At 64.1% G+C, this 11111-nt stretch carries 14 protein-coding genes; 6 read left to right on the top strand and 8 right to left on the bottom strand.

Annotation, left to right across the window (positions count from 1 at the left end; genetic code table 11):
* Positions 1-128 precede the first annotated feature (128 nt).
* A complete protein-coding gene (locus ASG69_RS21160) occupies positions 129-428 on the top strand; it encodes a hypothetical protein (protein ID WP_056695905.1) in 300 nt (99 codons plus the stop codon).
* A 376-nt stretch (positions 429-804) separates the two neighbouring features.
* On the top strand, positions 805-1128 hold the full coding sequence (locus ASG69_RS22675; protein WP_156380622.1) for a hypothetical protein: 324 nt from the start codon (positions 805-807) through the stop codon (positions 1126-1128).
* 21 nt (positions 1129-1149) lie between these two features.
* Here the strand turns inward: ASG69_RS22675 and ASG69_RS21150 are convergent, their stop codons facing one another.
* Both ASG69_RS21150 and ASG69_RS21145 read right to left on the bottom strand, forming a co-directional pair.
* Entirely contained in the window at positions 1150-1776 is a 627-nt protein-coding gene (locus tag ASG69_RS21150) for a DUF6308 family protein (RefSeq protein WP_056444104.1), read from the bottom strand.
* Positions 1773-2123, bottom strand: a complete 351-nt coding sequence (locus tag ASG69_RS21145; protein WP_056444101.1) for a hypothetical protein — start codon at positions 2121-2123, stop codon at positions 1773-1775. The genes ASG69_RS21150 and ASG69_RS21145 overlap by 4 nt, the downstream gene beginning before the upstream one ends.
* 149 nt (positions 2124-2272) lie before the next feature.
* Between ASG69_RS21145 and ASG69_RS21140 the strand changes: the two genes are divergently transcribed.
* Together ASG69_RS21140 and ASG69_RS21135 are read left to right on the top strand one after the other, a co-directional pair.
* Complete coding sequence (locus ASG69_RS21140; protein ID WP_056444098.1) at positions 2273-2548, top strand: hypothetical protein; 276 nt, start codon at positions 2273-2275, stop codon at positions 2546-2548.
* 190 nt (positions 2549-2738) lie between these two features.
* Positions 2739-3116, top strand: coding sequence for a hypothetical protein (locus tag ASG69_RS21135; protein ID WP_056444095.1), 378 nt, complete (start codon positions 2739-2741; stop codon positions 3114-3116).
* A gap of 917 nt (positions 3117-4033) precedes the next feature.
* On the opposite strand, the gene ASG69_RS22670 is transcribed toward ASG69_RS21135, so the two are convergent.
* From ASG69_RS22670 to ASG69_RS21110, 6 genes are all read right to left on the bottom strand, one after another.
* Positions 4034-4579 carry a hypothetical protein gene (locus ASG69_RS22670; protein ID WP_156380621.1) on the bottom strand — a complete coding sequence of 182 codons (546 nt, stop codon included), beginning with the start codon at positions 4577-4579 and terminating at the stop codon, positions 4034-4036.
* Positions 4580-4882: 303 nt separating this feature from the next.
* A complete protein-coding gene (locus ASG69_RS21130; RefSeq protein ID WP_082544431.1) occupies positions 4883-5482 on the bottom strand; it encodes a DnaB-like helicase N-terminal domain-containing protein in 600 nt (199 codons plus the stop codon).
* A 34-nt stretch (positions 5483-5516) separates the two neighbouring features.
* A complete protein-coding gene (locus ASG69_RS21125; protein ID WP_156380620.1) occupies positions 5517-5774 on the bottom strand; it encodes a glutaredoxin family protein in 258 nt (85 codons plus the stop codon).
* Positions 5775-5981: 207 nt separating this feature from the next.
* Positions 5982-6272: a hypothetical protein gene (locus ASG69_RS21120; RefSeq protein WP_235579032.1), complete on the bottom strand. Its 291-nt coding sequence runs from the start codon at positions 6270-6272 to the stop codon at positions 5982-5984.
* Positions 6273-6693: 421 nt separating this feature from the next.
* Entirely contained in the window at positions 6694-7026 is a 333-nt protein-coding gene (locus ASG69_RS23195; RefSeq protein WP_235579031.1) for a hypothetical protein, read from the bottom strand.
* A 971-nt stretch (positions 7027-7997) separates the two neighbouring features.
* Entirely contained in the window at positions 7998-8327 is a 330-nt protein-coding gene (locus ASG69_RS21110) for a hypothetical protein (protein WP_056444089.1), read from the bottom strand.
* A gap of 921 nt (positions 8328-9248) precedes the next feature.
* Between ASG69_RS21110 and ASG69_RS21100 the strand changes: the two genes are divergently transcribed.
* Both ASG69_RS21100 and ASG69_RS21095 read left to right on the top strand, forming a co-directional pair.
* Positions 9249-9623, top strand: a complete 375-nt coding sequence (locus ASG69_RS21100) for a histone-like nucleoid-structuring protein Lsr2 (RefSeq protein WP_056444087.1) — start codon at positions 9249-9251, stop codon at positions 9621-9623.
* Positions 9624-10050: 427 nt separating this feature from the next.
* Entirely contained in the window at positions 10051-11019 is a 969-nt protein-coding gene (locus tag ASG69_RS21095) for an AAA family ATPase (protein ID WP_056444084.1), read from the top strand.
* Positions 11020-11111: the final 92 nt, after the last annotated feature.

The following is an 11111-nucleotide window of genomic DNA, read 5'->3' as shown; positions in this document are numbered from 1 at the left end:
GTTGTGGTTGAGCGTGGTCGAGTGTTTGTGTTGTCGACGCCGCTTGAAGAGCGAACTCAATGCGTCAGATGGCGGATTCGCTATGCGGGTGAGGTTGCGTCGGTCGGCGCACAAGCTAGGTTGCCGACATGCCGTCCACCTCGTCTCGAGTCGCCGCGCGCACCCGTGCATGCGAGGCGGGACGCAAAGTCCTCGCCTCCCGCGCCGAGCGCGACAGGGCGAACATGGACTCGCTCACCGAGTTCCTGACCGCCGCAAAGGAAGCCGAGGCTGCCCGCCGCCGCCAGGCCTGCGCGCTCGCCGCGATCCGACAGCGGGAGGGGAGGATGACCGCGGCTGCCGAGCTGGCCGGCCTCACCCTTGGTGAAGCACGAACGCTGCTCGCAGTGCTCGCCGCGTCGGGCTCGTTGCCCGGTAACGGCGACTAGGAGTCGTCGGAGACCGATCTACTCCCGCACAATGCCGACTCATCCGAGTCAACGGTCTAGCACCACCCCGAAGCCCGAAGAGTGTGGGCGCAATAACTTCATCCACGGCGGCGTTTAGCTCACCATCCGTGCGCACCGACTCGCGGGGGGATACTCGCGAGTCGGAGATCCCAACCCCGACGACGCCGGAGAATACGAATGCAACGAGACGTCCTGCGTTCGCGTCGGTGACGAGAAACAGAAACTCGGCCCAGAGCGCGCAATCTCGCCCACGCCGTCGCCACCGGCCAGTACTTCGGACCGACTCCTGCGCACTCGGACCGACGCGGGGGTATGGGCGCACACTCGTCATTCGCGACGCGTTAGCGTTCTCCACATGGCCAAAGACTGGGGTCCCGACGTCTCACGTGCACGTGCCGCATTGGTAGTGGCGGCGCTGCGCAAGTCATTGCTGACCTATGGGGAACTGGGCGCAGCTATCGGCGTCCGCGGTGTCGACCTCCGCAACCAGGCGCGCCACATACTCGATCATCTCTCGGAGCAGAACCACGCCAACGGTGAACCTGCGCTCGCGGCGCTGGTCGTCAACGGCCAGACCGGCAGACCGGGCGCGGGATGGGTCAGCGGCCCCGGCGTCGAGTGGCATACAGAAGTGCGCCGCGTGTTCGACCACGATTGGACCGCACCGCCGACCACCTGACCAGGCGTCGCGCCTCGCGCTTCACTCCGACTTGCCCCACACCCAACTGATGACGCCGAGGACACGCAGTGCACTGATGTCGTCGGGCAGGCCCGCCGCAGTCCTGATCGAACGTAGACGGGCATCGAGGGCGCCACCGTCAGCGCGCAACGCCTCTCGGATGGGGTTGTGATGCGAGAGCGTGGTTTTGAGAACTTCACCGACGACGACGTCGTAGATCGGGACCAGCCGGGGACGTTTGCGGGCCATCAACTTCGTCGCCTTGGTTCGACCGATGTATTTGATGCTCAACAACGTCGTCTCGAGACGCCACAGCGGAGAGTCGCGGGTGAGTGCGTCGACATCGTCGACGAGGTCGTGATCGGGACCGACAGCGGCGAGCAGTTCCGCGAATTCGTCGGCGCGGGTGACGAGTATTTCTCGCGCCGCTCTCGCGCTGACGTCGACCGAGAGGAAGGTGACCGCAATGAGATCGTCTGCGGTGAACCGGTCTGCGTCGACCTCGCGGTTCCGCGGTGCCCAACTGTCGAAGAAGACACCGGTGTAGCACCCGGCACCGAGGTAGGTGCTGCCGTAGTACTCGCGGAGGAGCGCCACTGCGTCGTCGTCGGTAAAGGCTGCGAGGGGTGGCGGAAGAGTGACACTCATGGCGCGGATTCTGTCAAGAAATCGCGGAGCCCGGAACGCGAAACATGGTTGACCAACAGCGCGGGAGACTCCGAGACCGACACGCGAGCGTTCACGACGACCTGCGTCGCACCGTCGAGGTACTTACGGTCAGTGCGCATGAAGGCGCGCGGGAAGAGCCAGAACTTGACCGCACCGGTGTCGTCGACGAACAGTCCTCGCGCCCACAACCCCGACTGTTCGTGCCCCGCCGTGATCACCTCGACGAAGGCCCCGATCACCACCGCATGGGTTCCGTTGTCGACCTGCCCGTCGAGCACGTCGCGGACCTGAGTCCGCAGCGGAAGTGGTGCACTGTCGTCGGCCATTCCGAGAGGCTGCCATACGACGCCGACAGCTCCGGTGAGGCAATCCGCGCGACGACGCGACGGTCTCGTGTCGTACCCCCGATGTAGACAGCGGGTCACGACACGTGCGCCGCACCTGGTGGTGCACTTCCCGACCGGGAGGACTCACCATGCTCACACCACTGGCACTGGCCGGCGGCGGACTGCTCATCCTCGGGATCAAGTACGTCGCCGAACATCGCACCCGCCCGCTCGCATGGGTCGCCGGTGCGATCATCTGGCTCGGCACCATCGCCGTTGTCGGTGCCGTCATCGCCGCACTCGTCGCGGGCGCCGCAGTGTTCGCGCTCATCGCTGTGGTGTTCGCGTTCATGATCCCGCTGGCATTGCTCGGCGGATCCGTCGGCAACGGCAGCCGTGGGGTCTACCCGCGCCTCTACTACTGACCCCCGAACATGCGCGCGGCGCGGCCGTGCACATGTCGGGGCCATGATTTAGAGTCGTCCATGTTCGACCGTCGATGAGGGTCACGGTCGAGCGTCCATCACCACCGGCACCACCGCCGCACGGCAGCTCCACCAGTCGTGTGCGTCCGGTTGCGTGTGCCGGCCGACGCTCCCATCTCGAAAGGCCCTCATGTCTGCCATCACCACGCTCGACAAGTCCGCTGTCCTCGCCCGCGCACGCGAGGCGATCGACACCCGCACCCGGTTCGTCGAGACGCTCTTCGACGCCGCCACCGAGGCCGCCGCCGCGCACTCCGCGGTCGCCGACGCACGCGACGCCGCCGCGACCGCGGACACTGCGTTCGAGAAGGCGTACCGCGACGCGATCGCCGCCGGATGGACCGCCGCGGAGCTCAAAGCCGCCGGCCTCCCCACCCCCGCCGCACCACGCCGGTCCGGCCGCCGCAGCACCCCCCGGCGCAACAAGGCAACCACCCCGACAGTGCCGACACCGATCGACACCGCACCGAGCGACGGCGCGGCCGTCGACGAGCAGGCGACCGCATGACCGGCGCGACCACAGCGGTCGAGGCGACGGTGTGGCCGCGCTCCCCCGCTGGGGAACCCGGCCACATAACGTTGGCGCACGGGGTGTTCGTCGACGACGTCGGCGCGCACGAGTTCATCCGCCACCAGGTGCAGACGCTCCCCGATCGTGGGGTCAACGACGTGATGATCCAACTCGTCACCGTCGACGGCGTCGGCCGGGCACGACCGACGCGCAACATCGTCGGGTCCACCGAATCGGTACCTGCGGATCTCGACCATCCCGACCAGGCGGCGCACGCGATCTCCTCCGTCCTCACCCTCATCGTGCAGACCCGCAGCGTGGACGGCACCGACACCCAGTTAGCGGCGTTCACCGAAGTCCGAGGCGGCGCAGCACATCGCCGGACTGGCGCCGTTCGGTACCGAACTGCGGTCGCCGTTGGCGAAGCGGACGGCGCCGGTGATGCTTTCCCTTCTGAACATGCTGGCGCGATGCGGCCGGCCGCGGCAGTGACCGGACTGCGCCACGCTTGGTCGCTATCGAAGGCTTCAAGCCGCGACACCGACTTACCTCTTCGCGTGGACCGCGGCGGCGACGGCTCGGCGGTTGGGACCGCGAGATTCAGTACTCATGGTTGCAACGGATTGAAGAGACGAGGTTCTTGGTTCACGGGGTCTCGGACCGATCCGCCAGCACGTATTCTCCGCCACCCCGTTTCCTGGGTGCGAACGCATCGCCGACACGTTCCCGCTCCGCTACCCGGACGGCGGTATCGGACGTCGAGGCATCTTCACCGCCTGTACATGCCGCTCGCCGCGGCGTCCCGACCGCACGGCCGAGGCGTCACCACGAACAAGGTGGTATCGGGGCGCAGCGTTGCGACGATCGTGCGAGTTCTACCGCACCGAATTCTTACTACAAGTCTAGTCAGCCCTCTATTCTGTCGGCCGGGTTGCTGCGACTTGCGCCACCGCATCGGACCGCCCGAATCGTTCCCCGGACGTTACGTGAGGAACGCCTTCTATTTCGGGGATATTTGCTCCATTGAGCATTCTTTCTGCAAGCTGCGCCGCTTGACGAGCGTCGACAATGGAAACAATTACTTGATAGCCCCTACCGTCGTCGTCGGGTGAGCCGGCATAGCCGGTCGTGCACTTATAGGTTCCATTGTCTTCCACTCTGCAAGGACCAGGTTGCATATATATGGTGCCTGCGCCATCGGGCTGGTTGAATGACCAAACGAGCATCCCCGGCAACAGGTCTGTGGTTGCGCCGGAAACTACGTACTGACCACTCGCGCCTCGCCATTCGACGGGTTCGCCGATGGAGATAGTCGGATTCTCTGGCGGCGCTTCGGCCTCATCATCTTTCGTCACTTGGTGGACGCCCAATGCGACCAGACCTGCGAAAGCAGCTCCTGCAATGGCAGTGAATAGAGGCTTCTGATACCACGGTACAACTGTCGGAGACGATGCGGTCATGGACACAACCTAGGCGAACTAACCTAGTTCTAGCTACACGCGGGCAGGGATACCGCTCTACTCAAGTGCGGCGACACGTTGCACCCTTCATCCTCAGAACAAGGCACGTAGCACCTTGTGGCGATCCCCTCGGGCGGTGCGTCATTGCGCGTGAAGGCGTCCGGCGACACGGGGTGCACTCAAAGGTGCCGACGAGTGTCGAAGTCGGTTACGCGTATACGTTCGGTGTCGCGCCATCGGCCCGCGTCGTCGCTATATGCGGTGAGGTACCGAAACGAATCAGCTGTACTGATCTCCCGAAGCTCATGGATGCGCTGCCCCGGCCCGGAAGGTGTTGAGCCGACTCCACGCTGCCCGCTGGGCGGTGCCGAGCTCGACCATGTAATCGAACAGCTCGTCCTCTGGTCCCTCTTCAGCCGCCTGCATGAGTCGCTGCCCGGCGATGTGGAAGGACCGTCGGTAGGACTGGGAGAGCACGATGTCGGCGTAGTGCACGGAAGCGGAGAATCCGGTGATGTCGGCGGTGACGACGTCCGCGAGGGCTCGGCGTAGCGGTGCGTCCTTCTGCCCTCCCCCGCCTCGGTGCAGGACGGCGGCAACAGAGGCGGGGTCGTGCGGCTGTTCACTGGTGACGAGTTCGGCGATGACGGCGAACAGCTCCGCGTAGGCCGGTTCCGCGAAGTCGGCCGGCTCCAGGGCGCTGGTGACGCGTACGGCGGCGACGGTGTCGACGGACCACATGAGCGCACAAAGGGTCAGCGATTCCGGGTCGGTACGCGGATCAAGGCCGACTACATCGGCGCTGAGATCCGCGAGATCCACAGTGTAGGGAGCTAGGTCGAATCGCGAATCGACGTGTACCGGTGTTGCCGTGTGTCCGGGAACTGCCCGCAGTGCACTCATTTCTCGGCCTTTGCTGGGTGTTGGAGGAGCTCGGTCAGGTTGGATCAGCCGGCAACGTTGCCGCTTCCACCAGTTCGGCTACGCGGCCATCGCGGAACCCACCCCAGTGCGGACTAGCGTCGACGACCGCCATGGGTGGGGCGAGGTAGCCGAGCGCCATCACGGAGCCGCGCGCCCCGGAATCGATGGTGATGTCAACGGCGGTCTGGTCGTGCCCGAGCTTGTCGAGTGCCCGGAGCGTCGCCGTGCACTGCTGGCATTTCGGCTTGGGGTAGAAGGCGATGCCGGACACAGCTCGCGCCTTTAGATCAGTTCGAAGCAATAATTCGATTATATTTCATTTGCCGCAATATTGTCACGTTCCGCCACTGTTCAATTCATAACAAAGTTTCATTACAGCTATGGCCGCACAACAGTTTCGGCTACATCACAGTCAAGCCCTCCGTCACCGATTGGCCACTTTTGACGCTGCATTTCGGGTTTGCGGCGGTTTACGTCTTCAGAGGTAGAGAAGGTGATTATTGCCTGTTCCGTCGAAGCGTTCGAGGCTGTCGAGCACGCCGTTGTAGTTCTCCAGCCGGCACCGGCCCAGACCTAGGACAAGCGCGAAGTCACCGCCGAGGGTGACGAGGTAAGAAGGGGCGCAGCCGTTGTCAGGTGAGGCGTGCTCGCGGGCGTCGAGAAGGGCGCACCTCACGGCGTCAGCGGCGGCTCGTTTGGCCGTCTCGCTGTTCGGTTCGGCTCCGGATGCGGTGAGGATCTCGGGGCTGTTCTCCGGGTGGGTGGTCACTGTCCACGCAATCATCGAGTGTCCTCTCTGGCACATGGCGCGTTTTGCGCTGCCGTGGAGACTCACACAGTCGGCATTCACGCCTACCTCGCATCGCCTTGCTCCCGGAGAGCATGTGGACATAGACCCGTTGTGGACAGGCGACGTTCGGCCCCGCGTTGCGGGGCCGAACGTCTGGTATCGCGTCAGACTTCGTCGAACACATCGAGGGTCTTGGCGGGGTCCCGGCGGAACCGGCCTACGTCGATAGAACCGCGACCGCTGTGCGATGAACCCGACGAAACTCCTCCATCATCGTGTCGTAGCCGACGCGGTCGACGATGCGCCAGGTCAGAGGGCCCATGTGCAAGTCGACCCAGTGCACGTTCCGGCGCTGTTCAGGGCTGTAGCGGGTGTGAGGCACCACCGAGTGCTCATGGCCTCAGAGCCACAGCACGGAGATGGCAGCGGCACCGAATTCTTCGCCCGGTTCCGCCTGGGCGGGAGCGTGGCCGTCCGCTCCGACGAGCGCTGCTCGGATCGAGGCGAACGCGGCGATCACTGCGCACACGGCTTCGGCGTTGCGGAAGGTCATCATGACGTGCCCGAAGGTGACAATCATCTGCGCCTCTCCGGTCGCGGCGACGGTGACGGTGATCTTTGCGGACTGGGGTCCGGTAACGACAGCCGTGGTGTGGGTGACGATGGCGGCGGCGGTGCGGCCGCTGGGAACAGTGTTCGTCCGAGGCTGCTGTGCGGTCGTGTTCTTGGCCACGACGGGACCTCTCCTCGAGAATTGATGACCGGACTTCGCCCTGCCAATTTCTTTGTGCCTTGGTGGCCGAGGAGAGGCACCAGCGCACGGGGCCGACGCGTCAAACGTTAGGCCGAAGAAGTTTTCATGCGAGCGCAGCCAGTGCGGGTGTGAAAAGTTCTTCGGAGCCCATAGGCCGGCGCAGCCGCCAGCGGTTGATGGGGCGGTCACAGGTGATGGAGACTCGGTGAAGCCACCACGACACACAGGACGTGTTCTTGTCAGAGGACGGAGCGCAGCGAAGTTCCATTCAGTGGACGCACGCAGGGTGGCCTACCCCCGGCCGCTCACGGTTGGTCTGCGATGGCCCTCGCGGCCTACTCCTCTGCGCCCGCCGCCGTTGGACCTTGCGCGACTCGGAAGTTGGCTATGCGGAAACTCCGGGCCATTCCGCTCCGATTGGTCCGTTGATCGACGGGTTGTACGCAGTGGTTGTGTCCTGTGTCGGTTGCGGCACCGGCGATGTCGAAACGTACGGAGCAAAGAATCTGCCGGTGATCGCGGGTTGTTCGGCGGTGGCGGTGGCGGTGGCGCCACCGGACCTGCCGGACCTACGGGGCCGCCGGACTTGCCGGCCGCGCGAGCCGACTTGGGCACTTCTTCGGGTGCAGGTCCGCGGTACGCCGTCGGTCGAGTGGTCCGCGGAGCAGAGTGAGGCTCCGTTTCGGCTGCCTTGAAGGTGGTTGCTCGGCCAGCACCGGAAGAGGACGAAAGGCCCGCATCCCATCGCGGGATGCGGGCCTCTCGGTCGGTTGACTGTGCTGGTTAGGGCTGCTCAGGCGGAACAGTGGTCGACCTGCCTGCCGCGGCGTCGCGGATCCAATCCGGTACGGGCTTGCGATCGCGCTCAGCCATTGTGATGTAGGCGCGTGCTGCGGCAGCGGCAACCCGTGGTCGCGCTGCTTTATCGGTCTTGCGCGGTTCGGTGGTGGTCATCGCGGGTCCTCCTGCTCGTTCTGATTCTCAGTGTCCTCGATCCGCGATGGTTGCGCCAGTGCGCGACGGGTCGATTGCGCAGCCACAGCCAGGAGCACTTCTCGTTCGGTGCTGGTGATCAGGTGTGAGTCGGTGACGGTGGCGTAGATGCCCCATCCGAGTTCGGCTTCGTCGTCGTCTTCACTGAGGGTGTGGTCGAGGCACCAGGTGATGCGGTCCCATGCTTGGGCGCGTTTGTCAGCGATGGTGCGTTGGCGGACGGTCAGGGCGACCCCGACGACGGCGAGAACGCCGACAATGAGGGTCACCCAGGACTGTGCGGGCATTGGAGGCCATCCTCTCGATGGGTGTCGAGCTCATGGACGTGTGTGGCACCTTGCCAGGTCCCTGATTCACCGGCCGTCAGGTCGGTCCAGTGAGTGCTGGGCTGATGGCTCCGGAGGGGCACCATTGGTGCGTGCGGAGAGTGCCGTGGCCGTTCCCGCTGTGCAACTCGACCTCGCACAGTCCAATCCAATCGCCGGAGGTAGTGCGCACCCAGGCTCGGAGCAATCCGCGCGCGGTGCCGGTGAGATGCAGTCCCTGTGCTTCACTCGCAGCGCAAGCCCTCGGTGCGAAGGTCGTGGGGTGCGGGCGAACGCGCGGCCGAGGTCGATGACGACAGGTAGGGGCGGGTCGTAGACCCGCCGCGGTGCGGGTGTGAACTTGACTGGCCAGTCCTCGAACACGACCGGTCACCGCGCGGCAGGAGTGAGCGCGGCTGTTGATGTCATTCGGGCTCCGTCTCCGCTGCTCGCAAGTGGTTTGCGGGGCCGAGAGCTTTCCGTGACGCCTCGGTCTTGTCCCGTTCGCCACCACTCGGCCCCGCACCAACAACGTAGCAAAGCTCGAACATATGTTCTAGTCAGGGTCGGGTGCCTCACGGAACCTGGCGAGGGCAGTAGTGCGGTACCAGTCACGCAGCTGTCCGGGTTCCGTGATGAGGTGGCGGTGCGCGCGCAGAACATCCGTGACGTGATCGTGCGCGGCCCGTAGTTCGGGGTCGTCGGGATCGTGACCATCGAGGGTAAGGGCTACACGTTCGTCGTGATCCACGACTGCTAGAACGCTTTCACCCGTCGTGTAGTTCCCGCTACCACCCCGCGCTCCGACACACCTGTCTTGCCATAGGGCTGGGCCGTGTGAATGTGACACGGTGAGCAGGCATCGCGTGACCGCTGAACCAGTGAAAGATAGGTACAAGCACCGTGGCCAAGAATCTGATCGTCGAAATGACCGATGACATCGACGGGAGCGTTATTGCTGATGGCACCGGGGAGTCGATCGAGTTCTCCGTCGATGGCGTCGACTACGCGATCGACCTGAATGACAAGAACGCGGAAGAGTTCCGGAAGGCGTTCGGCTACTACATCGAGCATGCCGCAAAAGTCGGCGGACGCAAGCGTGGTGGGCACACATCCGCTGTCCGCGCCGCCGCTGAGGCCACCACCAAGAAGTCCTCCAAGCGCGACCCTGAGCAGACGCGGGCGATCCGCGAGTGGGCCAACAGCAACGGGTACGAGGTCAGCGATCGTGGCCGGATCCCCACCGCGGTCGTCGAAGCATTCGACGCCGCTCACTGACCGACCATCAGCCAGGCCAGCTATCTGCACTTTCGAGCGGCGGCCGCCGGTGGGCCTGCGAACCATTGGCCGACGGTGCGCCGACCTGGCGGAATCAGACTCAGGAGGAGCGAATCGGCCCCAGGATCAGCAGTACCAGAACTGCGAGGGGATCCACGTCCACCGACGACGGATGCGTCGTGGGGCAGTTCGGGATAGCCCAAATGGTTCGTGGACGGGTCGTGCGGACGGGGCATCGAGATCCTTGTTCAGGCGACGTGGATGCGAACCGCACCCTACGGAAGATCCACGTAGGGCTCCCTGATTCGCACGTCCGCCCGCGACGGTGGCAAGCTCGTGCATGAATCGCACAACGAATAACCCAACCCATCACGAGCTGGACCCGTGAGCGGTGTTTGGCTACAGGCGCGGCAAGGGGTGGTAAGTCATGGCTGGTTCGGGTGAGCACATCAAGGCGCTGGTACGAAGTCATGCAGCCGGGGACGACCAGTCCTTCTATTCGATCGCCATGCAAGTGGCTGCCCAAGCAGCAAGACAAGGACACGGCAGGCTCGCCCAAGATTTGAAGGACGCCGTCGAAAGGTCACGCTCAGCGACTCCGCCGTCGAGCGTCACGTCCATAGCGCGCCCACGCGGCGATCTTGCTGACCTTGTCACCGCTACCCACCCTGACGTAGCGCTACGCAATTTGGTGCTGCCCGCAGACCTCAAGGACCAGGTTGACCGAGTGCTCACCGAACAACGTCAACGTACCGCGCTGCTCAACCACGGCTTCACTCCCGCACACCGCCTGCTTCTTGAAGGTCCACCTGGTACCGGTAAAACCATGACAGCATCAGTGCTCGCTCGCGAATTGTCACTGCCTCTGATCACAGTGAGACTTGATTCTCTACTAAGCAAATTCATGGGCGAAACCGCAAGCAAACTTCGGACAGTGTTCACCGCCGTGTCCGACCAGCGAGCGGTCTATCTGTTCGACGAGTTCGATGCACTCGGCGGCGATAGGGCGGGAAACGATGTTGGTGAGGCCCGTCGCATTCTTAACTCCTTTCTAATTTTTCTAGAAGAAGCTAGCCCACTTAGCCTAGTTGTGGCGGCAACTAACCACCGTTCGATTCTCGACCGAGCTCTTTTTCGGCGTTTCGATATGGTATTGACTTACTCGTTGCCCGATTCTAAACAGGCGACGTCAGTAATGCGAAGTCGATTAGGAACGATGGCGCGCGGCATCCGCTGGGCATCGATCTCCGAGATAACACACGGGTTGTCCCACGCCGATCTTGTCCGGGCCGCGGAGACTGCCGCCAAAACCGCGGTGCTGAGCGGCGCCGATCGCGTCACCACCGAGGACGTCCGTGTTGCCTTGACCAGCCGTCGAACGGCGAGCCTTGACTGACCCTGTTGCGCTTCCGCATCTCACAGTGCGAGGCCGTGCGGCGAATCGGGCGTTCTCTCCGAATGGACGCGGCAACGCAAGGATCCGGCCGA

This window comes from Rhodococcus sp. Leaf225 (assembly GCF_001426145.1).
GTDB lineage: Bacteria > Actinomycetota > Actinomycetes > Mycobacteriales > Mycobacteriaceae > Rhodococcoides.
The sequence above is the reverse complement of the archived record's forward strand: the minus strand, read 5'-3'. Positions and strand labels throughout refer to the sequence as shown.

What these genes read in the sequence shown, in the direction of transcription:
- ASG69_RS21160 (WP_056695905.1), top strand. Translation starts at nt 129, where the DNA reads ATGCCGTCCACCTCGTCTCGAGTCGCCGCGCGCACCCGTGCATGCGAG.
- ASG69_RS22675 (WP_156380622.1), top strand. Translation starts at nt 805, where the DNA reads ATGGCCAAAGACTGGGGTCCCGACGTCTCACGTGCACGTGCCGCATTG.
- ASG69_RS21150 (WP_056444104.1), bottom strand. Translation starts at nt 1,776, where the DNA reads ATGAGTGTCACTCTTCCGCCACCCCTCGCAGCCTTTACCGACGACGAC.
- ASG69_RS21145 (WP_056444101.1), bottom strand. Translation starts at nt 2,123, where the DNA reads ATGGCCGACGACAGTGCACCACTTCCGCTGCGGACTCAGGTCCGCGAC.
- ASG69_RS21140 (WP_056444098.1), top strand. Translation starts at nt 2,273, where the DNA reads ATGCTCACACCACTGGCACTGGCCGGCGGCGGACTGCTCATCCTCGGG.
- ASG69_RS21135 (WP_056444095.1), top strand. Translation starts at nt 2,739, where the DNA reads ATGTCTGCCATCACCACGCTCGACAAGTCCGCTGTCCTCGCCCGCGCA.
- ASG69_RS22670 (WP_156380621.1), bottom strand. Translation starts at nt 4,579, where the DNA reads ATGACCGCATCGTCTCCGACAGTTGTACCGTGGTATCAGAAGCCTCTA.
- ASG69_RS21130 (WP_082544431.1), bottom strand. Translation starts at nt 5,482, where the DNA reads ATGAGTGCACTGCGGGCAGTTCCCGGACACACGGCAACACCGGTACAC.
- ASG69_RS21110 (WP_056444089.1), bottom strand. Translation starts at nt 8,327, where the DNA reads ATGCCCGCACAGTCCTGGGTGACCCTCATTGTCGGCGTTCTCGCCGTC.
- ASG69_RS21095 (WP_056444084.1), top strand. Translation starts at nt 10,051, where the DNA reads ATGGCTGGTTCGGGTGAGCACATCAAGGCGCTGGTACGAAGTCATGCA.